This window comes from Ottowia pentelensis (assembly GCF_964341695.1).
In genome coordinates this window covers 929,002-951,793 of the sequence record NZ_OZ224513.1, presented here as the reverse complement: position 1 = coordinate 951,793, position 22,792 = coordinate 929,002, and the positions used below count along the sequence as shown (strand labels likewise).

General features: G+C 70.2%; 20 protein-coding genes. 13 read left to right on the top strand and 7 right to left on the bottom strand.

Annotation, left to right across the window (positions count from 1 at the left end):
* Positions 1–180: 180 nt before the first annotated feature.
* Complete coding sequence (locus ACWHMB_RS04510; RefSeq protein WP_377482653.1) at positions 181–1,122, top strand: DMT family transporter; 942 nt, start codon at positions 181–183, stop codon at positions 1,120–1,122.
* Positions 1,123–1,290: 168 nt separating this feature from the next.
* Here the strand turns inward: ACWHMB_RS04510 and ppa are convergent, their stop codons facing one another.
* Positions 1,291–1,818, bottom strand: a complete 528-nt coding sequence (gene ppa, locus ACWHMB_RS04505; RefSeq protein ID WP_377482651.1) for an inorganic diphosphatase — start codon at positions 1,816–1,818, stop codon at positions 1,291–1,293.
* A gap of 226 nt (positions 1,819–2,044) precedes the next feature.
* Here ppa and ACWHMB_RS04500 point away from each other — a divergent pair, with 226 nt between their 5' ends.
* The 5 genes from ACWHMB_RS04500 to ACWHMB_RS04480 all read left to right on the top strand — a co-directional run bounded on the left by ACWHMB_RS04500 (position 2,045) and on the right by ACWHMB_RS04480 (position 9,207).
* Positions 2,045–4,222 carry a sodium-translocating pyrophosphatase gene (locus tag ACWHMB_RS04500; protein ID WP_377482649.1) on the top strand — a complete coding sequence of 726 codons (2,178 nt, stop codon included), beginning with the start codon at positions 2,045–2,047 and terminating at the stop codon, positions 4,220–4,222.
* Positions 4,223–4,356: 134 nt separating this feature from the next.
* The gene (locus tag ACWHMB_RS04495) at positions 4,357–5,826 is read left to right on the top strand and encodes a TolC family protein (protein ID WP_377482647.1); all 1,470 of its coding nucleotides are present in this window, start codon (positions 4,357–4,359) and stop codon (positions 5,824–5,826) included.
* Positions 5,823–6,818, top strand: coding sequence for an HlyD family secretion protein (locus ACWHMB_RS04490; protein ID WP_377482645.1), 996 nt, complete (start codon positions 5,823–5,825; stop codon positions 6,816–6,818). The genes ACWHMB_RS04495 and ACWHMB_RS04490 overlap by 4 nt, the downstream gene beginning before the upstream one ends.
* Before the next feature lie 17 nt (positions 6,819–6,835).
* Positions 6,836–8,020, top strand: a complete 1,185-nt coding sequence (locus ACWHMB_RS04485) for an ABC transporter permease (protein WP_377482643.1) — start codon at positions 6,836–6,838, stop codon at positions 8,018–8,020.
* On the top strand, positions 8,017–9,207 hold the full coding sequence (locus tag ACWHMB_RS04480) for an ABC transporter permease (protein WP_377482641.1): 1,191 nt from the start codon (positions 8,017–8,019) through the stop codon (positions 9,205–9,207). The genes ACWHMB_RS04485 and ACWHMB_RS04480 overlap by 4 nt, the downstream gene beginning before the upstream one ends.
* Here ACWHMB_RS04480 and ACWHMB_RS04475 read toward each other — a convergent pair.
* Positions 9,131–10,336: an MFS transporter gene (locus ACWHMB_RS04475; RefSeq protein ID WP_377482639.1), complete on the bottom strand. Its 1,206-nt coding sequence runs from the start codon at positions 10,334–10,336 to the stop codon at positions 9,131–9,133. The genes ACWHMB_RS04480 and ACWHMB_RS04475 overlap by 77 nt on opposite strands.
* Positions 10,337–10,440: 104 nt before the next feature.
* On the opposite strand from ACWHMB_RS04475, the gene ACWHMB_RS04470 reads away from it, so the two are divergent.
* The 6 genes from ACWHMB_RS04470 to hemP all read left to right on the top strand — a co-directional run bounded on the left by ACWHMB_RS04470 (position 10,441) and on the right by hemP (position 14,460).
* On the top strand, positions 10,441–11,874 hold the full coding sequence (locus ACWHMB_RS04470; protein ID WP_377482637.1) for an aldehyde dehydrogenase family protein: 1,434 nt from the start codon (positions 10,441–10,443) through the stop codon (positions 11,872–11,874).
* A 99-nt stretch (positions 11,875–11,973) separates the two neighbouring features.
* The gene (locus ACWHMB_RS04465; protein ID WP_377482959.1) at positions 11,974–12,198 is read left to right on the top strand and encodes a (2Fe-2S)-binding protein; all 225 of its coding nucleotides are present in this window, start codon (positions 11,974–11,976) and stop codon (positions 12,196–12,198) included.
* 202 nt (positions 12,199–12,400) lie between these two features.
* Complete coding sequence (locus ACWHMB_RS04460; RefSeq protein ID WP_377482635.1) at positions 12,401–13,111, top strand: energy transducer TonB; 711 nt, start codon at positions 12,401–12,403, stop codon at positions 13,109–13,111.
* A gap of 6 nt (positions 13,112–13,117) precedes the next feature.
* Positions 13,118–13,834, top strand: coding sequence for a MotA/TolQ/ExbB proton channel family protein (locus ACWHMB_RS04455; RefSeq protein ID WP_377482633.1), 717 nt, complete (start codon positions 13,118–13,120; stop codon positions 13,832–13,834).
* A gap of 10 nt (positions 13,835–13,844) precedes the next feature.
* Positions 13,845–14,258 carry an ExbD/TolR family protein gene (locus ACWHMB_RS04450; protein WP_377482631.1) on the top strand — a complete coding sequence of 138 codons (414 nt, stop codon included), beginning with the start codon at positions 13,845–13,847 and terminating at the stop codon, positions 14,256–14,258.
* Positions 14,259–14,316: 58 nt separating this feature from the next.
* Positions 14,317–14,460 carry a hemin uptake protein HemP gene (hemP, locus tag ACWHMB_RS04445; RefSeq protein WP_377553387.1) on the top strand — a complete coding sequence of 48 codons (144 nt, stop codon included), beginning with the start codon at positions 14,317–14,319 and terminating at the stop codon, positions 14,458–14,460.
* A 129-nt stretch (positions 14,461–14,589) separates the two neighbouring features.
* Here hemP and boxA read toward each other — a convergent pair whose 3' ends face one another.
* The 4 genes from boxA to ACWHMB_RS04425 all read right to left on the bottom strand — a co-directional run bounded on the left by boxA (position 14,590) and on the right by ACWHMB_RS04425 (position 20,240).
* Positions 14,590–15,906, bottom strand: a complete 1,317-nt coding sequence (boxA, locus tag ACWHMB_RS04440) for a benzoyl-CoA 2,3-epoxidase subunit BoxA (protein WP_377482627.1) — start codon at positions 15,904–15,906, stop codon at positions 14,590–14,592.
* A gap of 66 nt (positions 15,907–15,972) precedes the next feature.
* On the bottom strand, positions 15,973–17,400 hold the full coding sequence (gene boxB / locus ACWHMB_RS04435; protein ID WP_377482625.1) for a benzoyl-CoA 2,3-epoxidase subunit BoxB: 1,428 nt from the start codon (positions 17,398–17,400) through the stop codon (positions 15,973–15,975).
* Between the two features lie 117 nt (positions 17,401–17,517).
* Complete coding sequence (gene boxC / locus ACWHMB_RS04430; protein ID WP_377482623.1) at positions 17,518–19,266, bottom strand: 2,3-epoxybenzoyl-CoA dihydrolase; 1,749 nt, start codon at positions 19,264–19,266, stop codon at positions 17,518–17,520.
* A gap of 50 nt (positions 19,267–19,316) precedes the next feature.
* Positions 19,317–20,240: a helix-turn-helix transcriptional regulator gene (locus tag ACWHMB_RS04425; protein ID WP_293226235.1), complete on the bottom strand. Its 924-nt coding sequence runs from the start codon at positions 20,238–20,240 to the stop codon at positions 19,317–19,319.
* 131 nt (positions 20,241–20,371) lie between these two features.
* On the opposite strand from ACWHMB_RS04425, the gene ACWHMB_RS04420 reads away from it, so the two are divergent.
* The gene (locus tag ACWHMB_RS04420) at positions 20,372–21,952 is read left to right on the top strand and encodes a benzoate-CoA ligase family protein (protein ID WP_377482621.1); all 1,581 of its coding nucleotides are present in this window, start codon (positions 20,372–20,374) and stop codon (positions 21,950–21,952) included.
* A 20-nt stretch (positions 21,953–21,972) separates the two neighbouring features.
* Here ACWHMB_RS04420 and ACWHMB_RS04415 read toward each other — a convergent pair whose 3' ends face one another.
* Positions 21,973–22,755, bottom strand: coding sequence for a DUF2726 domain-containing protein (locus tag ACWHMB_RS04415; RefSeq protein WP_377482619.1), 783 nt, complete (start codon positions 22,753–22,755; stop codon positions 21,973–21,975).
* Positions 22,756–22,792 lie beyond the last annotated feature (37 nt).

Sequence of the window (22,792 nt, the reverse complement as noted above, 5' to 3'; positions counted from 1 at the left end):
CATTATCCTTGCCCAGCCGCAGCGCGTGACGTCGGCGCCAACGCCGCGCATCAACTATTATTTTGATAGCTATTCGCGCTTGTTCAACGCCGGCTGTACCGCGATTTGGCTTGAAAATTCGCATCCCCCTGTCGCCCGCCCGACCGACGCCTCCGCGCCCGCGCTGCTACGCTCGCCGCCATGCCTGCCGCGCCCGCTCCGTCACCATTCGCCGCCTGGCGGGCCTGGCTCGACCGTCGGCCGGCGCTGCTGCTGATCTTCACCACCCTGGTGTGGGGCAGCAACGTGGTGGCGGCGCGGCTGGCGGTGGGGCAGGTGTCGCCCATGATGCTGACCACCGCGCGCTGGTCGGTGGCCTGCCTCGCGCTGTGGCTGGTGGCGCGCCGGCAGGTGGTGGCGGCATGGCCGCTGCTGCGCCCGCGCTGGCGCTACCTGACGGCCATGGGCGTGGCGGGCTTCACCGGCTTCAACGCGCTGTACTACACGGCCGCGCACCACACCAGCGCGGTCAACCTGGCCATCATCCAGGGCGTGGTGCCGGTGCTGGTGCTGCTGGGCGCGGCGGCGGTGTTTCGCCTGCGCGTGTCGGCGCTGCAGGCGCTGGGCGTGGCGCTGACGCTGGCGGGGGTGACGGTGGTGGCCGCGCGCGGGCAGTGGGCGGTGCTGCGCGCGCTGGACCTGAACGTGGGCGACGTGGGCGTGCTGGCGGCGTCGGTGCTGTACGCGGGCTACACGCTGGGGCTGCGCGCCAAGCCGGCGGTGTCGCCGCTGGCCTTCTTTGCCGCCGTCGCCGGCATCGCGGCGCTGGCCTCGCTGCCGCTGCTGGCCTGGGAGGCGGCGGCGGGCGACTTCTTCTGGCCCACGGCGCGCGGCTGGTGGATCATCGTGTACGTGGGGCTGCTGCCCTCGTTCGTGTCGCAGATCACCTACATCCGCGCGGTCGAGCTGATCGGCCCGGCGCGCGCCGGCGTGTTCTACAACCTGACGCCGGTGTTCGGCCCCGCGCTGGCGGTGCTGCTGCTGGGCGAGCCGCTGCGGCCCTACCACGCGCTGGGCCTGGCGATGGTGCTGGGCGGCATCGCGGTGGCCGAGCGGCGCGGCGCGCGCCCGGCCGGCGCCTGAGAGGCTGAGAGTCTTTTGTTCATGCCCGCTGATCACGCCAAAACACGCCCACTCGTCGTTGCAAATGCTCGCCGTAGCCCGAGCTACGTCTGCGCTTTGCGCCTCGATTGGCCGCGTTTTGACGCGCCCCTCGGGCACGCCCAAAAAACTCCCAGCCTCTGAACCGCCCTACTTCTTGTAGGCGGCGATGCCGTCGGTGATTTCCTTGCGCGCGGCCTCGGGGCCTTCCCAGCCCAGCACCTTGACCCACTTGCCGGCCTCCAGGTCCTTGTAGTGCTCGAAGAAGTGGCTGATGGCCTGCAGGCGCATCGGGTTGATGTCGTCGACCTTCTTCCAGTGGCTGTAGATGGGCAGCACCTTGTCGATCGGCACCGCCAGCACCTTGCCGTCGATGCCGGCTTCGTCTTCCATCTTCAGGATGCCCAGCGGCCGGCAGGTGACGCCCACGCCCGGCTGCAGCGGATAGGGCGTGATGACCAGCACGTCCACCGGGTCGCCGTCGCCCGACAGGGTCTGCGGCACGTAGCCGTAGTTGGCCGGGTAGTACATGGCCGTGGTCATGAAGCGGTCGACGAACAGGGTGCCGGTGGCCTTGTCGACCTCGTACTTGATGGGGTCGGAGTTCAACGGGATTTCGATGATCACGTTGAATTCGTCGGGCGCGTTTTTGCCGGGGGAGACGCTATCGAGGGACATGGTGTGGCTTTTTCCGCAAAAAATGACCCCGTCGGGGCCGGCTGAAATCGGGCCTGATTTTACGGTTTGGGCGGGCCGGCCCGTTTCGCGCTAAATTTCAGGGGTTGGCCAATCGGTGCCCGCAAGGGGCACGAGGAAGCAACGCAGTGGATGAGCCGGCTGCGTTGCACCACAGCACGGGCCTGCTCCTCCGAAGCGCAATGACGACACAAGAGGAGAGCTTTTCATGACAGGAAACTCGGCGCTGATCCTGGCGCTTGTCTGCGGCGTGATCGCCGTGATCTACGGCTTCTGGGCGCGCGGCTGGATTCTGGCGCAGGACGCCGGCAACGCCCGCATGCAGGAAATCTCGGCCGCCATCCAGACCGGCGCGGCGGCCTACCTGGCGCGGCAGTACCGCACCATCGCCATCGTCGGCGTGGTGCTGGCGATCCTGATCGGCGTCTTTCTGGACGTCAAGACGGCGGTCGGCTTCGTCGTCGGCGCGGTGCTGTCGGGCGCCTGCGGCTTCATTGGCATGAACGTGTCGGTGCGCGCCAACGTGCGCACCGCGCAGGCGGCCACCAAGGGCATCGGCCCGGCGCTGGACGTGGCCTTTCGCGGCGGCGCCATCACCGGCATGCTGGTGGTGGGGCTGGGCCTGCTGGGCGTCACGGGCTTCTACTGGTTCCTGGGCGGCACGGCGGCCGACGCGCATGCGCTCAACCCGCTGATCGGCTTTGCCTTCGGCTCCTCGCTGATTTCGATCTTCGCGCGCCTGGGCGGCGGCATCTTCACCAAGGGCGCCGACGTGGGCGCCGATCTGGTCGGCAAGGTCGAGGCCGGCATCCCCGAGGACGACCCGCGCAACCCGGCCGTGATCGCCGACAACGTGGGCGACAACGTGGGCGACTGCGCCGGCATGGCGGCCGATTTGTTCGAGACCTACGCCGTCACGCTGATCGCCACCATGGTGCTGGGCGGGCTGATGCTGACCAACGCCGCCACGCAGGCGGTGCTGTACCCGCTCGCGCTGGGCGCGGTGTCGATCATCGCCTCCATCATCGGCACCTTCTTCGTCAAGGCCAGCCCCGGCATGAAGAACGTGATGCCGGCGCTGTACAAGGGCCTGGCGATTGCCGGCGTGCTGTCGCTGATCGCCTTCTACTTCGTCACCGCCTGGATCATGCCCGACAACGCACTGGGCGGCAGCGGCGCCGTGATGAAGCTGTTCGGCGCCTGCGTGGTCGGCCTGGTGCTGACCGGCGCGCTGGTGTGGATCACCGAGTACTACACCGGCACGCAGTACAAGCCGGTGCAGCACGTGGCGCAGGCCTCGACGACGGGCCACGCCACCAACATCATCGCCGGCATCGGCATCTCGATGAAGTCCACCGCCTGGCCGGTGATCTGCGTGTGCATCGCCATCCTGGTGTCGTATGCGCTGGCCGGCCTGTACGGCGTGGCCGTGGCCGCCATGTCCATGCTGAGCATGGCCGGCATCGTGGTGGCGCTGGACGCCTACGGCCCGATCACCGACAACGCCGGCGGCATCGCCGAGATGGCCGAGCTGCCCTCCAGCGTGCGCGACATCACCGACCCGCTGGACGCCGTGGGCAACACCACCAAGGCGGTGACCAAGGGCTACGCCATCGGCTCGGCCGGCCTGGCGGCGCTGGTGCTGTTTGCCGACTACACGCACAAGCTGGGCACCTTCGGCCAGACCATCAGCTTCGACCTGAGTGACCCGATGGTCATCGTCGGCCTGTTCCTGGGCGGCCTGATCCCCTACCTGTTCGGCGCCATGGCCATGGAAGCGGTGGGCCGCGCGGCCGGCGCGGTGGTGGAAGAAGTGCGGCGCCAGTTCCGCGAGATCAAGGGCATCATGGAAGGCACGGCCAAGCCCGAGTACGGCCGCGCGGTCGACATGCTGACGGGCGCCGCCATCAAGGAGATGATGATCCCCAGCCTGCTGCCGGTGGTGGCGCCGATCCTGGTCGGCCTGCTGCTCGGGCCCAAGGCGCTGGGCGGCCTGCTGATGGGCACCATCGTCACCGGCCTGTTCGTCGCCATCAGCATGTGCACCGGCGGCGGCGCCTGGGACAACGCCAAGAAGTACATCGAGGACGGCCACTTCGGCGGCAAGGGCAGCGACGCGCACAAGGCCGCCGTCACCGGCGACACCGTGGGCGACCCCTACAAGGACACCGCCGGCCCGGCCGTCAACCCGCTGATCAAGATCATCAACATCGTGGCCCTGCTGATCGTGCCGCTGGTGGTGAGCGTGCACGGTGGCAAGGCGACGGCGAGCCTGTCCCCGGTCGATGCACCGCCCGCCGTCACGGCCCAGGTGCAAACGCAAACCCCCGCCCCCGCGGAGAAGGTCCTGGTGTCGGTCTCGGCGCCGCCGACCCTCCAACGCTGACCCCCGCGCGGCCAGCAAGCCCAGCCCGCTTCGGCGGGTTTTTTCCGTACGGCAACCATCATTTCCACAACCGACCGCCGTGAAACCGCACAATCACGGCCATTGCACGTCACCCTCCCGTTGCCCGCCTCGCCATGACCTTGCCGCTGTCCAAGCCCCACGCGCTGGCGCGCCCTGCCGGCAGCCCCCGTCTGGCATCGCTGGTGGCCGCCCTGCTGCTGGCGCCCGGCGCCTGGGCGCAGGGCGCCACCGCCCTGAGCTTCGACGCCGCGCGCGCCAGCCTGCTGGCGCACTCCGAGCAACTGGCCGCCAGTCGTTCCGCCCAGCAGGCCAGCCAGCTGCAGGCCGACGCGCTCAAGCGCCTGGGCGGGCCCTCGGTGGCGCTCACCGGCATGGCCTATGCCTACAACGCCAACCTCGATCTTGACCTGGACCCGCTCAACCAGAGCCTGGGTCAGATCAACGCCGCCCTGCCCAACTGGGCGCAAAACCTGGTGGGGCGCGTGCCCATTCCGCAACTGCCCGGCAGCTACACGCTCAACCGGCACGCCAGTGGCACGCACGCCGCCATCGCCGCCGTCTGGCCGATCTATACCGGCGGCGCGCCCGAGGCGGCCCGCGGCCTGATGGCGGCCCGCGAGCGCGAAGCCGAGGCCGACAGCCAGCTCACCGGCCAGCAGCTCGATACCTTGCTGGTGCAGCGCTACTTCGGCGCCCAACTGACGCGCCGCGCGGCCGAGTTGCGCGCGCAGGCCGAACGCACCATCGCCGAGCACGACCAGGCCGCCGCCAAGATGCTGGCCGGTGGCGTGATCGCCCGTGTCGAGCGCCTGCAAGCCAGCGCCGCGCTGGACGAGGCGCGGCGCAATGCCAACAAGGCCGAAAGCGACGCCGAACTGGCCGCCACGGCGCTGGCCCGCACGGTGGGCATTCCGGGGCCGGTGGCACCGCAAACGCCCCTGTTCGTCAACAGCCAACCCATCGAGCCGCTGTCCTACTTCATCGACGCCGCGCTCACGCACCACCCCGGCATCAGCAAGGTGGCCGCCAAGAAGGCCCAGGCCGAGCGCCTGCACGAAGGCGAACAGGCGCTGCGCCGCCCGCAGGTCATCGCCTTCGGCTCGCGCCAGCTCAAGACCGGAAACGCCGACTGGGCCGCCGGTCTGGGCGTGCGCTGGACGCTGTACGACTCGCTCGACCGCGACGCGCTGGAGGCCGCCTCGCTCAAGCAGATCGAGCAGGCCGAGCACGCCGACGCGCAGCTGCGCAGCGACCTGGCCCTGCTGGTGGAGCGCCACTGGCGCGCGGTGGACACCGCCCGCCGCCAGTACCTGGACATGGCGGGCGCGGTCGCTCTGGCCGCCGAGGTGCTGCGCCTGCGCACCGCCGGCCTGCGCGAAGGCACCAGCACCACGCTGGAGCTGATCGACGCGCAAACCAACCAGGCCAAGGTGCTGACCGAGCGCGCCCAGGCCGCCAACGACTACGTGCAGGCGCTGGCGCAGCTGCTGGAAAGCGCCGGCCTGTCGGACCAGTTTTCCGCCTACATCGCCCGCGCCGACATCCGCGTGCCCGCCGCCGCCACGACCCCGACCGAAAAATGAAGACCGCCTTGCGCAAACCCGTCGCGCTGCTTGTATTGCTGGGCGTACTGGCCCTGCTGGCCTGGGGCCTGTGGCAGGCCACCCGCCCCGCCCCCGAAGTGCTGCAAGGCCAGATGGAGGCACGCGAGACCGACGTGGCCGGCAAGGTCACCGCCCGCGTGCTGGAAGTGCCCGTGCATGAAGGCCAGACCATCGCCGCCGGCGCGCTGCTGGTGCGCCTGGACAGCCCCGAGGTGCGCGCCAAGCTGCAGCAAGCCACCGCCGCCGAGCAGGCCGCGCAAGCCGTGGCGCAAAAGGCCGAGCACGGCGCGCGCCCGCAAGAAGTGGAGATGGCGCGCATGCAATGGCAGCGCGCCGAAACCGCGGCTCAGCTGGCCCACACCTCGTATCAGCGCGTGGCCAATCTGGCGCGCGAGGGCCTGGTGGCCGAGCAAAAACGCGACGAAGCCGAGGCCAACTGGAAAGCGTCGCGCGACGCCGCCGCCGCCGCCCGGGCGCAATACGACATGGCCCGCGCCGGCGCCCGCCCCGAAGACCGCCTGGTGGCAGACGCCCAGGCCCGCCAGGTGGCCGGCGTGGTGGCCGAAGCCGAGGCCGCCCAGGCCGAAACCGAGCTGCGCAGCCCCGTGGCCGGCGAGGTGGCCAAGGTGCTGGCCAAGCCCGGCGAGCTGTGGCCGCAGGGCGTGGCCGTGGTCAGCGTGGTCGACCTGCAGGACCAGTGGGTGGTGTTGAACGTGCGCGAGGACCGGCTGGCGCGCTTTGCGCCAGGGCAGAGCTTTGACGCCACACTGCCCGCGCTGGCCGACGCCGCGCACCCGGCGGGGCGCCCGGCCCGCTTCACGGTGTTCTACAACGCCGTGCTGCCCGACTTTGCCACCTGGCGCGCCACGCGCGGCGGCGCCGGCTTCGACGTGCGCACCTTCGAAGTGCGCGCCCGGCCGGCCGCGCCGATCGCCGGCGCGCGCCCCGGCATGAGCGTGCTGGTGCAATAGCCGCCGCGCCGCAAGCCATGCCAGCGCCTGCCGGCATCCTGCCCAGCCTGCGCCGCGAATGCGCGCGCTTGGCGGTGCGCCCCTGGGACCTGGCGATGATCACCTGGCTGCCGCTGCTGGCCTGCCTGCTGATGGGCTGGATCTTCTCGGCGGGCCTGCCCCAGCGCCTGGCCATCGGTGTGCTCGACCAGGACCACTCCGCGCTGTCGCGCCAGGTAGTGCGCTTTCTGGACGCTTCGCCCGGACTGCACGTGATCGAGCGCTATGCCGACCCGCTGCAGATGGACCGCGCCCTGACCAACGGGCGCATCCATGCCGCCGTGCAGCTGCCGCCCGGGTTGGCCGCCCAGGTCAAGCGCGGCGGCGCGGCCACCGTGGTCTTGCTGCACAACGCCCAGCTGGGCACGCACTCCGGGTTGATCCAGCGCGACGTGCGCACCGCCGTCGGCACTGTCTCGGCCGGCATCGAGCTGGCGGCGCGCAACAAGCGGGGCGAACCCATGGCCCAGGCACGCGCCCGCATGGAACCGCTGCGCACGGCGCTGCTGACGCTGTTCAACACCGCCAGCAACTACGAGCAGTTCCTCACCCTGGCGCTCATTCCCGCGCTGCTGCACATCATGGCCATGGCCGCCGGCGCCTGGGCCGTGGGCAGCGAGCTGCGCGAGCGCAGCCTGGGCGACTGGTTGGGGCCACGCCCCAGCGTCCGCCAAGTCGCCGGCGCGCTGTTGGGCAAGCTGGTGCCGGCCTTCGTCGGCCTGGGTGCGGTCGGCACGGTGGCCCTGCTGTGGCTGGCCCTGGGGCGCGGCTGGCGCCCCGCCGGCTCGCTGACGCTGACGCTGGCGGCCAACCTGGTCTTCCTGGCCCTGTCGCTGGCCATGGGCGCCGCGGCCGCCGCGATCACCCGCTCGCTGCGTACCGCGCTGTCGGCCACCGGCTTCATCACCGCACCGGCCTTTGCCTTTGGCGGCATGGGCTTTCCGTTGCTGTCCATGCCCGCGCTGGCGCGCGCCTGGGCGCTGGCCCTGCCCTACACCCACTATGCCCGTGTGCAGACCGAGCAGCTGCTGATGGGCGCGCCCGTGGCCGAGTCGCTGGGCCCGTCCGCTGGCATGGCGCTGGCCGCCGCCCTGCTGCTGGCCGTCAGCGCCGCCCTGCTGGCGCGCACGGCCACCCAGCCCGGCACCTGGGGCGCGCGATGAGCGGACCGCCCCGAGCCGCCGAATCGCACCGGGCCCGCCGGCGGTTTCTGGCCGCCTGGCTCGCCACCTTGGGCGACGTGCTGCGCGACCGCGGGGTGCTGCTGGTGCTGCTGGCCGCGCCGCTGGTGTATGGGTTTTTCTATCCCTGGCCGTACAGCAGCCAGGCCGTCACGCGCGTTCCGGTGGCGCTGGTCGACCAGGACGGCAGCAGCCTGTCGCGCCAGATCGCGCGCTTTGCGGCAGCCAGCCCGCGCCTGCAGCTGGTGCTGGTCACACCCGATGAGCGCCAGGCCCGGCAGCTGCTGTGGCGCGGCCAGATCGAGGGCTATGCGCTGCTGCCGGCCGACCTGAAGCGCCACGTGCTGAGGGGCGACCCGGTGGTGGTGCCGGTGGCCGGCAACGGGGCCTACGCCCTGCTCAACAAGGCCGTGCTCTCGGGCTTTGGCGAAGCCGTGGGCACCGTGTCGGCCGGCATCGAGATCCGCACGCTGCAAGCGCACGGCATGGCGCCCGGGCAGGCCGCCGCGGCCCGCAGCCCGCTGAACCTGCAGGCGGTGGCGCTGTTCAACCCCACCGAGGGCTACGGCAGTTACGTGGTACCGGCGGTGGCGCTATTGATCCTGCAGCAGACGCTGCTGATGGGCGCCGCCATGCTGGTGGGCGGCTGGGCCGAAGCGCACCGGCTGCGCGCCACCCCCGCGGCCTGGCTGGGCCGGGTGGCGGGGCTGTCGTGCATCGGCCTGGCCAGTGGGGCGTTCTATTTCGGCTGGGTGTTCTTTCTGCAGGACTATCCGCGGGGCGGCAACCCGGCCGCCGCCGCGCTGCTCCTGCTGGTGTACGTGCCGGCGGTGTGCGCGCTGGGCCTGGTCATCGGCCTGCTGGTGCGCGACCGCGAGCGTGCCCTGCAGGTGCTGCTGTTCACCGCCCTGCCGATGTTCTTTCTCTCGGGCGTGCCCTGGCCCGACGAAGCTCTGCCCACCCTGCTGCAGGCCCTGCGCTGGCTGATCCCCAGCACCCTGGGCATCCAGGCCTCGCTGCGCGTCAACCAGATGGGCGCGCCGCTGGCCGACGTCTGGATGTATCTGGCCGCACTGGTGCTGCAGTGCGCCGTCAGCGTGGGGGTGCTCGTCGTCCTGGCACGGCGCACCGCACCCAGGCCACCAGGCCCAGCAGCGCCAGCGCGCTGAAGGCGGCGCCCGCGCCAAAGGTCCATGCCGGGCCCAGCCACTCCCACAGCAGGCCCGCGACCACGCTGGCGGCCAGCATGGCGCCGCCGCTCAGCAGGTTGAAAAAGCCGAAGGCCGTGCCGCGCAGGTCCCCCGGCGCGCTGGCTGCCACCATCGCCGCCAGCACGCCCTGCGTCATGCCCATGTGCAGGCCCCACAGCGCCACGCCCAGCAGCAGGCCGCTCCAATGCGTACTGGTTGCCAGCGCCACGTCGGCGGCGATCAGCACCGCCAGGCCGCCCGCCAACAGCGCGCGCGGCGGCACGCGATCGGCCAGCTTGCCGAAGGGGTAGGCCGCCGCGGCATACACCGCGTTCATCGCCACCATCACCAGCGGCACCAGGGCCAGCGCTCCCCCCACCTGCTGCGCACGCAGCACCAGAAAGGCCTCGGAAAAGCGCGCCAGCGTGAACACCGCGCCCACGCCCACCACCCACCAGTAGGTCGCGGGCAGGCGCCGCAGGCTGGCCCTGGAAATCGGGTTGACGCGGCGTGCGCCGCGCGGTAACTCGGGCTCCTGCACGCCCAGCGCCAGCAGCAGCACGCACAGCAGCGCCGGGACGAGCGCCACCACGAACACGGCGCGAAAGTTGTCGGCCCACAGCAGCATCAGCGCGGTGGCCAGCAGGGGGCCCAGGAACGCGCCCACCGTGTCCAGCGCCTGGCGCAAGCCAAAGGCAGCCCCACGCTGCGCCGGTGGCGCCAGGTCGGCCACCAGGGCGTCGCGCGGCGCACCGCGAATGCCCTTGCCCACCCGGTCCAGCAGCCGCGCCGTGAACACCAGCGCCGGCCCGGTGGCCAGGGCAAACAGCGGCTTGCACGCCGCGCTCAGGCCGTAGCCCAGCAGCGCCAGTGGTTTGCGTCGGCCGAACCAGTCGCTGATGACGCCGGAGAACACCTTCAGCAGCAGTGCGGTGGCCTCGGCCAGGCCTTCCAGCAACCCGACCAGCGCCACGCTCATGCCCAGCGCATCGACCATGAACAGCGGCAGCAGCGCATGGATCATCTCGGACGACACGTCCATCAGCAGGCTGACAAAGCCCAGCGCCCAGATGGCGGTGGGCAGTCGGGCGATGGGCGGCTTGGACATGGCGAGCGGCGGGAGCAGCAGCGCCTCATTCTGGCGCGACGGCCCCATGGCGTGCGCGGCTGGCAGCGCACCAACGCCAGTGCCGCGTGCCGCACAATGCCGGCATGCAACTGAACTTCATCGCCAACCGCCCGGTCGCGTCCGCCACCGGTCAGACCCTGCCGGTGCTCGACCCCTCGGACGGCCAGCCCTTCGACGCCATCCAGCGCAGCGACGCGCGCGACATCGACGCCGCCGTGCAAGCGGCGCGCGCCTGCTTCGACGGCCCCTGGAGCGCCCTGGGCGCCGCCGAGCGCGGGCGCCTGCTGATGAAGCTGTCCAACGCCGTGACCGCGCACGCGGGCGAGCTGGCCGCGCTGGAGCAGCGCGACTGCGGCAAGCCCACCAAGCAGGCCGCCGCCGACGCTGCGGCGCTGGCGCGCTACTTCGAGTTCTACGCCGGCGCCTGTGACAAGCTGCACGGCGAGACCCTGCCCTACCAAAGCGGCTACAGCGTGCTGACCTGGCGCGAACCGCACGGCGTGACGGGCCACATCATTCCCTGGAACTACCCGATGCAGATCTTCGGGCGCAGCGTGGGCGGCGCGCTGGCGGCGGGCAATTGCTGCGTGGTCAAGCCGGCCGAGGACGCCTGCCTGTCGCTGATCCGCGTGGCCGAGCTGGCGGCCGAGGCGGGCTTTCCGCCCGGCGCCATCAACATCGTCACCGGCTATGGGCACGAGGTGGGCGACGCGCTGGCGCGCCACCCCGGCGTGGACCACATCAGCTTCACCGGCAGCCCCAGGGTGGGCACTCTCATCCATCAGGTGGCCGCCGAGCGCCACTGTCCGGTCACGCTGGAGCTGGGCGGCAAGAGCCCGCAAATCATCTTTGCCGACGCCGACCTGGATGCCGCCATCCCGGTGGTCATCAACGCCATCGTGCAGAACGCCGGGCAAACCTGCTCGGCCGGCTCGCGCGTGCTGATCGAGCAGGCCATTTACCCCGCAATGCTGGAGCGCCTGGGCGCCGCCTTCGAGGCCTTGCGCGTGGGCCCGGCGGCGCTGGATCTGGACGTGGGCCCGCTAATCCGCGCCAGCCAGCAGCAGCGCGTGTGGGACTTCCTGAGCGACGCGCAGGCCGCCGGCATCGCCACGGTGGCCCAGGGCCGCGTGGTCGATGAGGCGCCTGAGACCGGCTTTTACCAGGCACCCGTGCTGCTGGCCGACGTGCCGGTGGCGCACCGCGTGGCGCAGGAGGAGGTCTTTGGCCCCGTGCTGTCGGCCATGCCGTTCCGGGACGAAGACCATGCGGTCGAGCTGGCCAATGCCACCGCCTTCGGCCTGGTGGCTGGCGTGTGGACGCGCGATGGCGCGCGGCAGTTCCGCATGGCCCGGCGCGTGAAAAGCGGCCAGGTCTTCATCAACAACTACGGCGCCGGTGGGGGCGTGGAGCTGCCCTTTGGCGGCTACAAGGCCAGCGGCTACGGGCGCGAGAAGGGCTTTGAGGCGCTGTACGGCTTTACCGTGCTGAAGACGGTGGCGGTGCGGCACGGATAGGCGTTTCCATGGGCGGGAGAGTTGGCCCGCAAAAAGATTGCAATGAGATTCATTCTCATTTAAGATTGGGGCTCGCTGATTGATTTTGTGAACCCCGCCATGATCGTCTGTGTCTGCAACCGCGTCTCCGACCGCGAGATCACCCGCCATGTCCGTGCCGGCATGAGCTTTGACGACATCCAGCTCGAGCTGGGCGTGGCCACCTGCTGCGGCTCGTGCGAAAGCTGCGCCCGCGAACTGGTTGACCAGTGCAATGCCGCCCAGCCGGTGGCGGCGCTGACCCAGGCCCAGAGCCAGGACGGTACGGCCTGGGTGCGTCCCTGAGCTTCTTGATCCAGAGCAAGCCGCCAGCATGTCCCTCTCGGCCATCATGCCCACCCTGGGCGCCCTGATCCTCGTGGTGGGTGCGCTGGCTTGGGTACTGCGCCGCTGACCCTTTCCCCCGCAGCCCAAGCGACCTCCCGGCCCAGCCAGGCCGGGCCTCGACGATTTCTTTCTCACCTTGACTGCCCTCGCCGCTCCCGCCATGCCCACTCTGCCCGCCCTCGGCCGCAACGCCGTGATCGTGGGGGCCGTGATTGCCTTGCACGGCGCGGCGCTGTGGGCCCTGCAGGCCGGCCTGCTGCAGCGCCCCCCCGAGGAAGTGGTGGTGCCCGCACAGTTGCTGGCCGAATTCGTGGCGCCTGCGCCTGCGCCGGCTCCAGCGCCCGAGCCCGTCGTCGCGCCGCCGCCCACACCCGTGCCCCCGCCGCCCAAGCCGCGCCCGGTGGTCAAGCCCGCGCCGCGCCAGGTGCAGCGCGCGCCCACCCCCGCACCCCAGCCACTGGCCGTGGCCGAGGCCGCGCCCACCGCACCGGTGGTGGCCGTGGCGCCCGCCCCCGCCCCGGTGGCCGAACCGGCGCCCGCCCCGCCCCCGTCCGCGGCCCCCGTGGCCGCACCGGCGCCCCCGGTAGTGGTGCAGCCCTCGTCCAGGGCGGCCTATCTGAACAACCCGGCCCCGGCCTACCCCGCCATGAGTCGCCGCCTGGGCGAATCGGGCCGCGTGGTGGTGCGCGTGCTGATCGGCACCAACGGGCGCGCGCAAGAGGCGCGCATCCAGCAGTCCAGTGGCTATGACCGGCTGGACCAGGTGGCGCTGGAGACCGCACGCGACCGCTGGCGCTACGTGCCCGGCACGCGCGGCGGCGTGCCCGAGGCCATGTGGTTCAACGTCCCCATCAATTTCGTTCTGGAGTAAGTTGCAATGGATTCCCAATTCGGTCTGATTCACGTCTGGAGCCAGGGCGACACGGTCACGCGCGCCGTGTTCGCGGTGCTGGTGTTCATGTCGCTGGCCTCGTGGGTGGTCATCCTCATCAAGGCGCTCGACGTGGTGCGTGCCAAGCGCCAGGCGGCGCGGGTGGAGGGTTTCTGGCACTCCAGCGACATGGCCGAGGGCCTGTCCAAGCTGGGCCTGGGCGAGGCCAATCCGTTTCGCCAGCTCGCGCTGGAAGGACGCGAGGCGGCGGCGCACCACCGCGCCACGGCCGCACAGCTGCACGATTCGCTGGACGCCAGCGACTGGATTTCGCGCGCGCTGCGCAACAGCATCGACAGCACCACGGCCAAGCTGCAGGCCGGCCTGGCCGTCCTGGCCTCGGTCGGCTCGACCGCGCCCTTCGTCGGCCTGTTCGGCACCGTGTGGGGCATCTATCACGCGCTGATGCGCATCAGCGGCGCCGGCCAGGCCAGCATCGACCAGGTGGCCGGCCCCATTGGCGAGGCGCTGATCATGACCGCGCTGGGCCTGGCCGTCGCCATCCCGGCCGTGCTGGGCTACAACGCGCTGGTGCGCGGCAACAAGCACATCCAGGTCAAGCTGGGGCGCTTTGCGCACGACCTGCACGCCTACTACGTGACGGGCGCGCGCGTGACGGTGGGCGCCGGCGAAAGCAACATCGTCCCGATGAAGAAGGCTTGAGGAGCGCGTCATGGCCGGATTCATCGCCGACGACAACGAAGAGGTGATGAGCGAGATCAACATGATCCCGTTCATCGACGTGATGCTGGTGCTGCTGATCGTCTTCATCATCACCGTGCCGGTGATGAAGCACGCGGTGAACATCGAGCTGCCGCGCGCCAGCAGCGAGCCCGAGCTGATCCAGCCGCAGACTCTGCGGCTGACGGTGAAGGCCGACGGCAGCTACTGGCTGGACGATGAGCGCCTGAGCGACGAGCAGCTGGCCGCGCGCCTGCAGGCCGCGGGCCAGCAGCAGCCGCAGCCCGAGCTGCACCTGCGCGGCGACCGCGACGTGCGCTACGAGCGCGTGGCCCAGGCCATGGCCGCGGCGCAGCAGGCCGGCATCCAGAAAATCGGCTTCATCACCGAGCCACCCCGGCCTTGAGACGCTGCGCGTGACCAGCCCTCCAGCGCCACCTCCACCTCCGCCCGCATCACCGCCGGTGGCCGCGCGCCGCGCCGACGGCAGCACGCCGCTGCCCAGCGAGGCCTTGCTGCAGGGCCGGCGCACGATCGAGATCAGCCACAACGGCGCGGTGTACCGCCTGCAGGCCACCAAGCTGGGCAAGCTGATCCTGACCAAGTGAATCCGGGCATGCAAGATACGGCTCGGCCTCAGCCGACCTCGTCCCTGCGATTCAAATGAAATTGGCTTGTAGCGCCTACCAATCAAGCGCAACCAGCTATCATTTGAATAGCATTTGACCGCCCGGAGATCAGTAGGTCTCCAGGTGCAGCCGCCCTTCCTTCTTCAGGCGCTCGCTCAGCTCGGCCCAGTCCAGGCCGGCGTCCTGCGCCACCTCGCGCAGCGCCTGCATGACGCCGTTTTCCATCGCCTTGAGGCCGCAGACGTAGAAGTAGCAGTTGGCGTCTTGCAGCAGCGGCGCCAGGTCGGCGGCGCGCTCGCGCAGGCGGTCCTGCACGTAGGTCTTGGGCTGGCCGGGCGTGCGGCTGAAGGCGAAGTTCAGGTCGATGAAGTCGCGCGGCAGGCTCAGCAAGGGGCCGAAGTAGGGCAGCTCCTCCTTGGAGCGTGCGCCGAAGAACAGCAGCAGGCGCCCGCCGTCGAACTTGCCGCTCTTGCGCAGGCGCCGGCGCCACTCGGTCATAGCGCGCATGGGCGCGCTGCCGGTGCCGGTGCAGATCATCACGATGTGGCTCTTCGGGTGATTGGGCATCAGGAAGGTGGAGCCGAAGGGGCCGATGACCTCGACCTTGTCGCCCACCTTCAGGTCGCACATGAAGTTGCTGGCCACGCCGCGCACCGGGTTGCCTTCGTAGTCCTCCAGCACGCGCTTGATGGTGAGCGAGACGTTGTTGTAGCCCGGCCGCTCGCCGTTGCGCGCGCTGGCCACCGAATATTGCCGCGCGAAGTGCGGCTGGCCACGCGCGTCCAGCCCCGGCGCGATGACGCCGATGGACTGACCCTCCAACACCGGGAAGGGCATGGCGCCGAAGTCCAGGATGATGTGGTGGGTGTCGTACTGCTTGCCGACCTCAGTGACGCGCACGTTGCCCACGCAGGTGGCGGTCACCGTCTTGTGCGCCGCGCGCGCGCCATACAGGTTGACGTAGGCGTGCGCGGCCGACCAGGGTGGCGTGCGGGCGGTGTAGCCGCCGGCGGGGCTGGCGGGGGCGGAGTCGCCCGACGCCGGCTCGACGGCCAGCGCGGCCTCGGCCTGGGCCAGCGTCTGCGGCGCCTCATCGGCCGCCGCGGCCTCGTCCGGCAGCTCGGCGCCGAACTCGGCCAGCTGCGCCGGCGTCAGCTCCTCGGGCAGCTCGAACCAGCCGAACTGCTCGTCCAGCGCATAGGCGCGCGCGGTGGGCACCATGCGCCAGTTGTCGATGGCGCCGGTGGGGCAGACCGGGATGCAGGCCAGGCACTTCTCGCAGATGGACGGATCGACGACGTAGTTGTTGGCGTCGTGCGAGATCGCCTGAATAGGGCACGCCGCCTCGCAGGCGCCGCAGCGGATGCAGATGGCCGGGTCGATCAGGTGCTGCTTGAGCAGCGTGGTGTTGGTTCGGGTGTCCATGGTTCTTCAACCCCTGCGGTTCAGGCGCGGGACGCGGGCCACAGCGCACCCGCGCCCTGCGCGTCCTCAATTAAAACGCACGTACTCGAAGTCCACCGGCTGGCGGTTGATGCCCATCACCGGCGGGGCGATCCAGCCGGCGAACTTGCCGGGCTCGACCACGCGGCCCATCAGGCTGGTGACGTAGGCACGGTCTTCGGCGGTGGGCAGCCAGTCCTTCACCTTGGCGTTCCACTCGGCCTCGCTCACCACCTGGCCCTCGGGGCTGACGCGCACGCCGGCCAGCGCGCCGATGCGGCGGTTGAAGGCCTTGTGCGGCACCGTCAGGCGGAACGGGATGCCGGCCTTCTCGATCACGCGGTTCCAGCGCGTCACGCCGCCCACCGAGTCCTTGATGTAGTCGTCGCGCAGCACCTCGTTCAGGGCGTTGAGCATGGGCACGTCTTTGTCGACCAGCTTGCCGTCCACCACGTTCAGCACCTTGTAGTGCTGGCCCTTCAGGATGTGGTCGTCGGCGCGCTTGCCTTCCTCGAAGCGGCCCTTCAGGCCCGTGCTGTAGAAAGTGGCGGCGTTGCTCGACTCGTCGGCGCCGAACAGGTCGATCGTGACGCTGAAGTGGAAGTTCAGGTAGCGCTGCAGCGTGGGCAGGTCGATCACGCCGGCGTTGCGCAGCTTCTGCACATCGTCGGTCTTGAGCTGGTTCATCATGTCCACCGTGCGCTGGATGACGCGGCTGACGCCCGACTCGCCGACGAACATGTGGTGCGCTTCTTCGGTCAGCATGAACTTGGTGGTGCGGGCCAGCGGATCGAAGCTGCTTTCGGCCAGCGCGCACAGCTGGAACTTGCCGTCGCGGTCGGTGAAGTAGGTGAACATGAAGAAGGACAGCCAGTCGGGCGTCTTCTCGTTGAAGGCCTGCAGGATGCGCGGGTTGTCCTCCTGGCCGCTGCGGCGCTCCAGCAGCGCCTCGCCCTCTTCGCGGCCGTCGCGGCCAAAATATTTGTGCAGCAGGTAGACCATGGCCCACAGGTGGCGGCCTTCCTCGACGTTGACCTGGAACAGGTTGCGCAGGTCGTACATGCTGGGCGCCGTCAGGCCCAGGTGGCGCTGCTGCTCGACGCTGGCCGGCTCGGTGTCGCCCTGGGTGACGATGATGCGGCGCAGGTTGGCGCGGTGCTCGCCGGGCACGTCCTGCCAGGCGGCCTCGCCCAGGTGGTCGCCGAAGTGGATCTTGCGGTCCTGCTCGGCCGGGTTGAGGAAGATGCCCCAGCGGTACTCGGGCATCTTGACGTAGTCGAAGTGCGCCCAGCCCTGCGGGTCGACGCTGGTGGCGGTGCGCAGGTAGACGTCGAAGCCGTGCGAGCCGTCGGGGCCCATGTCCTGCCACCACTTCAGGTAGTCGGGCTGCCAGCTTTCCAGCGCGCGCTGCAGCGTGCGGTCTTCGGACAGGTTGACGTTGTTGGGAATCTTCTGGCTGTAGTCGATGCTGCTCATGAGGGTCTCCTGATGGAATCGAAAGATGGACCGAAAACTATCAAATCAATAGCTGCTCGCGCTTGATTGGCGGTCGCTGCAGCCTCTTTTTGCTTGAAACCGGCGTGGCGCGCGCCGTCAGACGCGGTTCCAGTCGAACTGGGCCTTGTCGCCCTTGCCGTAGACCTTGAGCGCACCGTGCTCGCCGACGGCGTTGGGGCGCTGGAAGATCCAGTTTTGCCAGGCGGTCAGGCGGCCGAAGATGCGGGTCAGCATGTTCTCTTTCTGGGCGAAGCGCAAGTTGGCCTCCAGGCCCGTGAGGGCATCGGGGCTCATGGCGGCGCGCTCTTCCAGCGCGATGCGCACCTCGTCGTCCCAGTCGATGTCGTCGGGCGCGGCGGTGATCAGGCCCAGCTGGTCGGCCGCTTCGCCATCCAGCGGCTGGCCGATGGCGGCGCGGGCGGCGGCCAGCGGCGCTTCTTCTTCATAGAAGCGGCGCGCCAGGCGCGACTGGCCGTTGACCATGGGATAGGCGCCGAAGTTCAGCTCGTTCAACTGCAGCCGGGGCGCCTTGGCCGGCTCGTCGGGCAGCACCAGCATGTAGGCGCGGTCGGCGCAGAAGGCCAGCTCGGCCAGGGTGCCGGCAAAGCACGAGCCCGGCTCGACCAGCGCGAACAGGCTGCGCGAGGACACGTCCAGCCGCGCCAGGGTGCGGCGCAGCATGCCCAGCGTCTCGCGCACGAACCAGTGCTGTTGGTTGGCCTGCATCAGCGCGTCGTTGGCCAGCACGGCCGCCGCGTCGCCCTCGGTCTTGAGTAGCCAGGTGCCGATGTCCAGCTCGTTGGTGCGCAGGTGCAGGATGGCGTCATCCAACTCGCGCGCCATGGCCAGCGGCCACCAGGCGGCGCCGGCGGCCTCGATGCCGGCCACATCGCCCGGCTGCGCGCCCGTCGGCGCCTTGACCGTCAGCGTGGCCACGCGCCGCGCGCGGTCGATGGCGACGTTGACGTGCTGGTAGGCGATGCCGTCGGCCGTCTCGGTGCGCTGCACTTTCGGCAGCGGCACACCCTTGCCCGACGCCGGCCGGTCGCTCTTTTCACCCAGCTTGGCGGCGCGCTCGGCGACGAAACCCGCGAACTGCGCCGGCTTGGCGATGGCGTCGACCAGGCGCCAGTCGACCGCCTTCTGGCCGCGCACGCCTTCGCTGGTGGTGCAGAAGATGTCGGCCAGGTCGTGGCGCACATGGCGCTTGTCGGTCACGCGCGTCAGGCCGCCGGTGCCGGGCAGCACGCCCAGCAGCGGCACCTCGGGCAGGCTGACGCTGCTGCTGCGGTCGTCGACCAGCACGATGTCGTCGCAGGCCAGCGCCAGCTCGTAGCCGCCGCCGGCGCAGGCGCCGTTGAGCGCGGCGATGAACTTCAGCCCGCTGTGCCGGCTGCTGTCCTCGATGCCGTTGCGCGTCTCGTTGGTGAACTTGCAGAAGTTGACCTTCCAGGCGTGGCTGGACAGGCCCAGCATGAAGATGTTGGCGCCCGAGCAGAACACGCGGTCCTTGCCGCTGGTGACGACCACGCTGCGCACCTCGGGGTGCTCGAAGCGCACGCGCTGCAGCGCGTCGTGCAATTCGATGTCGACCCCCAAGTCGTAGCTGTTGAGCTTGAGCTTGTAGCCGGGGCGGATGCCCGCGTCCTCGTCGATGTCGATCGCCAGCGTGGCGACGGCGCCGTCGAAGGACAGCTTGACGTGGTGGTACTGGCTGGGGTCGGTGCGGTAGTCGACCTTGGGGTTGGGCAGGGGGGCGTTCACGGCGAGGGCTCCTGGATGAAGTGGGACTGCGGCCTTGGAAAACCCGGGCCTGGCCGATGGGCCCCTACCCGAGCAATACATGCATCATATTGCATGTTTTGGTTCGAGTCAATGCAATTTAATGCATCTTTTCAAACCGGCTGGCCAATGGCCTCGCGCGTCAGGCGGCGCAGGCGGGCAAAGGCCTCGTCCTCGCTGCCTTGGCTGGTGTCCAGGCGCAGGTCGGCCTTGGCGTAGAAGGCCGAGCGCCCGGCCAGGATGCGCTTGAGGTCTTCCATCGCCTCGGTGCTGGCCGCCATCGGGCGCAGGTCGCCCTGCGCCGCCACGCGCGCCATGTGGTCGGTCGGCGAGGCCTGCAGCCAAATCGTCAGGCAATGCTCCAGCAGCAGGTTGAAGTTGGCCGCGTCGGACACCAGGCCGCCCGGGGTGGCGATGACCACCTCGGGGTAGATCTGCAGGGCCTCTTCCAGCGCGCGGCGCTCGTAGCGGCGATAGGCGTGGGTGCCGTACAGGTTGTGGATCTCGTGGATGCCGCAGCCGGCGAACTGCTCGATCTCGCGGCTCAGCTCGATGAAGGCGTAGCCCAGGTCCTCGGCCAGGCGCCGCCCCAGCGTGGACTTGCCGGCCCCGCGCAGGCCGATCAGCGCGATGCGCGTGCCGCGCGCGCGCCGCGACGCGCCCGGGTCCTGGAACAGGTGGCCCAGCGCCTCGCGCGCCTGGCGCAGCTCGGCCTCGCCGCGGCCGGCCAGCAGCTCGCGGATCAGCAGCCACTCGGGCGAAGAGGTGGTGACGTCGCCCAGCAGCTCGCTCAGCTCGCACTGCAAGGCCCGCGCCACCTGCAGCAGAACCAGGATGGAGGCATTGCCCATGCCGTATTCGAGGTTGGCCAGGTGGCGCTCGGACACGTCGGCCGCCAGCGCCACCGCCTTGCGCGTCATGCCTCGGCGCGCGCGCTGCTCGCGCACGCGCTCGCCCAGCGCCAGCAGGAAGGGGTGGCGGGTCTCGGGCTCGGGCGCGGTGGCAACCGCGAGTTCGGTCGTCGTCGTGGTGTTCATGCGAGATTCCCGGGGCAGGTTGGCGGCAGGTCGAATCTTGACATGCATTTTATTGCATGTAAGATAATCAGCACAATAATTCATTGTGCACCGCGGGCCAGCCGTCGTCGGCCCCGCCCGGAGACCCTTTCATGACCACCCCCACCGTCGCCGCGCCGCCCGAGCGCTTCAATTTTGCCGCCCATCTGCTGGCCGCCAACACCCAGCGCCCCGACAAGGCCGCCTTCGTCGACGACAGCGGCAGCCTGAGCTACGGCCAGCTCGACGAGCGCGTGCGCGGCCTGGCCGCCGGCCTGCTGGGCCTGCTGCTGCGCCGCGAGGAGCGCGTGCTGCTGCTGATGCACGACGGGCTGGACTGGCCGGTGGCCTTTTTGGGCAGCCTGTACGCCGGGCTGGTGCCGGTGGCCGTCAACACCCTGCTCACGGCCGACGACTACGCCTACATGCTGGAGCATTCGCGCGCCCAGGCGGTGCTGGTGTCGGGCGCGCTGCTGCCCACGCTGACAGCCGCCATGGTCAAGAGCGACCACGAGGTGCAGCGCGTGATCGTCTCGCACCCGCTGGCGCCGCTGCAGCCCGGGCAGATCGATTTTTCGGCCTTTGTCGCCGCGCACGCACCGCTGGCCAAGCCGGCCGCCACCCAGGCCGACGACCCGGGCTTCTGGCTGTATTCCAGCGGCTCCACCGGCCGGCCCAAGGGCACGGTGCACTCGCACGCCAACCCCTACTGGACCTGCGAGTTGTACGGCAAGGGCGTGCTGCGGCTGCGCGAGGACGACGTCGGCTTTTCGGCCGCCAAGCTGTTCTTTGCCTACGGCCTGGGCAACGGCCTGAGCTTTCCGATGAGCGTGGGCGCCACCACCCTGCTGATGGCCGAGCGCGCCACGCCCGCGGCCACCTTCAAGCGCCTGACCGGCGGCGTGTGCGGCCTCAAGCCGACGGTGTTCTACGGCGCCCCCACCGGCTTTGCCGGCATGCTGGCCGACCCCGCCCTGCCGGCGCGCGATCGGGTGGCGCTGCGCCTGGTGTCGTCCGCCGGCGAGGCGCTGCCAGCCGAGCTGGGCGAGCGCTTCAAGGCGCATTTCGGCGTCGACATCGTCGACGGCATCGGCTCCACCGAGATGCTGCACATCTTCCTGTCCAACCGGCCCGATCGGGTGCGCTACGGCAGCACCGGCTGGCCGGTGCCAGGCTACACGGTCGAGCTGCGCGACGACCACGGCCAGCCGGTGCCCGACGGCGAGCCGGGCGACTTGTACATCCAGGGTCCCAGCGCGGCCATGATGTACTGGGGCAACCGCGCCAAGACGCGCGAAACCTTCCAGGGCGGCTGGACCAAGAGCGGCGACAAGTACGTGCGCAACGAAGACGGCAGCTACACCTACGGCGGGCGCAGCGACGACATGCTGAAGGTGAGCGGCGTGTACGTCAGCCCGTTCGAGGTCGAGGCCACGCTGGTGCAGCACCCGGCCGTGCTGGAGGCCGCCGTGATCGGCGTGGCCGACGCCGAGGGCCTGATCAAGACCAAGGCCTTCGTCACGCTCAAGCCCGGCGCGACGGCGACCGAGGAGGAACTGAAGGCCTTCGTCAAGACGCGGCTGGCGCCCTACAAGTACCCGCGCCAGATCGAGTTCGTCAGCGAATTGCCCAAGACCGCCACCGGCAAGATCCAGCGCTTTCGGCTGCGCGAGCGCGAGCAGGCCGCGCACTGAGCGCGCAGATAGCTACAAAATCAAGAGCGCTTGCGCACCGTCTGCCACGGGTCTTCCTGGTTGGCGGGCGCCAGGCCCGCCAGGTCGGTCAGGCTCATCACGCCCGAGGGCACACCGGCCGCACGTGGCGGCTGCGAGCCCTCGAAGCCCGAAGGCGTGAAGCCCGACGGGGCAAAGCCCGAGGCGTCGCCGCCGCGTGAAAAGCCGGAGCTGGCATAGCCGCTGGCGCCAAAGCCCGACGACGGCGTGGGCCGCGCCGCGGCCAGCACGCGCTCGCGCAGCACCTCGGGCAGCGGCCAGCTCGACAGCGCCCCCTTGAAGCGGATCAGGCGGATGCCGGCCGTGCGCAGCGCGTGGTTTTTTTCGGCCAGGCGGCGCTGGGCCAGCGGGTCGTCGCGCGTGCGCAGCAGGTCGACCTCGAAGGCGTATTGCGGCCGGCCCTCTTCGTCGCACAACAAAAAATCCACCTGCGCGTGGTCCAGCCAGCGGCGCACCGACTGGCGATCACGGCCGCTGCGCACCGTCAGGAAGCGCCCCAGCGGCGGGCGAAACAGCACCGCCCCCTCGGGAAAGGCATCGTGCAGATAGCGCAGCAGCGCCACCTGTTCCTCGTCGATGGGCGCCATGGCGGCAAAGCGCGCCGACGAGCTGACGCTCTGCTCGGCAGCGGGCCGGCTCTTGCGCGGCCACCACAGCCAAGCCAGCGCCAGCAGCAGGACCGCCAGCGCGGCCGCCACGACGGCGCCGTTCACCATCACCGGGCCGGTCCAGTCCGCAAGCGATCGGAGGTCGAGCGAGTTCATGGCGCGAGGCTTTTGTGCAAGGCATCTACCCTACGAC

Excerpts from the sequence above, each read along its gene's own strand:
- ACWHMB_RS04500 (WP_377482649.1), top strand. The coding sequence starts at position 2,045 with ATGACAGGAAACTCGGCGCTGATCCTGGCGCTTGTCTGCGGCGTGATC.
- ACWHMB_RS04420 (WP_377482621.1), top strand. The coding sequence starts at position 20,372 with ATGACCACCCCCACCGTCGCCGCGCCGCCCGAGCGCTTCAATTTTGCC.
- ACWHMB_RS04495 (WP_377482647.1), top strand. The coding sequence starts at position 4,357 with ATGACCTTGCCGCTGTCCAAGCCCCACGCGCTGGCGCGCCCTGCCGGC.
- ACWHMB_RS04465 (WP_377482959.1), top strand. The coding sequence starts at position 11,974 with ATGATCGTCTGTGTCTGCAACCGCGTCTCCGACCGCGAGATCACCCGC.
- ACWHMB_RS04490 (WP_377482645.1), top strand. The coding sequence starts at position 5,823 with ATGAAGACCGCCTTGCGCAAACCCGTCGCGCTGCTTGTATTGCTGGGC.
- ACWHMB_RS04455 (WP_377482633.1), top strand. The coding sequence starts at position 13,118 with ATGGATTCCCAATTCGGTCTGATTCACGTCTGGAGCCAGGGCGACACG.
- ACWHMB_RS04460 (WP_377482635.1), top strand. The coding sequence starts at position 12,401 with ATGCCCACTCTGCCCGCCCTCGGCCGCAACGCCGTGATCGTGGGGGCC.
- ACWHMB_RS04485 (WP_377482643.1), top strand. The coding sequence starts at position 6,836 with ATGCCAGCGCCTGCCGGCATCCTGCCCAGCCTGCGCCGCGAATGCGCG.
- boxC (WP_377482623.1), bottom strand. The coding sequence starts at position 19,266 with ATGTATTGCTCGGGTAGGGGCCCATCGGCCAGGCCCGGGTTTTCCAAG.
- ACWHMB_RS04450 (WP_377482631.1), top strand. The coding sequence starts at position 13,845 with ATGGCCGGATTCATCGCCGACGACAACGAAGAGGTGATGAGCGAGATC.
- ACWHMB_RS04475 (WP_377482639.1), bottom strand. The coding sequence starts at position 10,336 with ATGTCCAAGCCGCCCATCGCCCGACTGCCCACCGCCATCTGGGCGCTG.
- ppa (WP_377482651.1), bottom strand. The coding sequence starts at position 1,818 with ATGTCCCTCGATAGCGTCTCCCCCGGCAAAAACGCGCCCGACGAATTC.
- ACWHMB_RS04510 (WP_377482653.1), top strand. The coding sequence starts at position 181 with ATGCCTGCCGCGCCCGCTCCGTCACCATTCGCCGCCTGGCGGGCCTGG.
- boxA (WP_377482627.1), bottom strand. The coding sequence starts at position 15,906 with ATGGACACCCGAACCAACACCACGCTGCTCAAGCAGCACCTGATCGAC.
- ACWHMB_RS04415 (WP_377482619.1), bottom strand. The coding sequence starts at position 22,755 with ATGAACTCGCTCGACCTCCGATCGCTTGCGGACTGGACCGGCCCGGTG.
- ACWHMB_RS04425 (WP_293226235.1), bottom strand. The coding sequence starts at position 20,240 with ATGAACACCACGACGACGACCGAACTCGCGGTTGCCACCGCGCCCGAG.
- ACWHMB_RS04480 (WP_377482641.1), top strand. The coding sequence starts at position 8,017 with ATGAGCGGACCGCCCCGAGCCGCCGAATCGCACCGGGCCCGCCGGCGG.
- boxB (WP_377482625.1), bottom strand. The coding sequence starts at position 17,400 with ATGAGCAGCATCGACTACAGCCAGAAGATTCCCAACAACGTCAACCTG.
- ACWHMB_RS04470 (WP_377482637.1), top strand. The coding sequence starts at position 10,441 with ATGCAACTGAACTTCATCGCCAACCGCCCGGTCGCGTCCGCCACCGGT.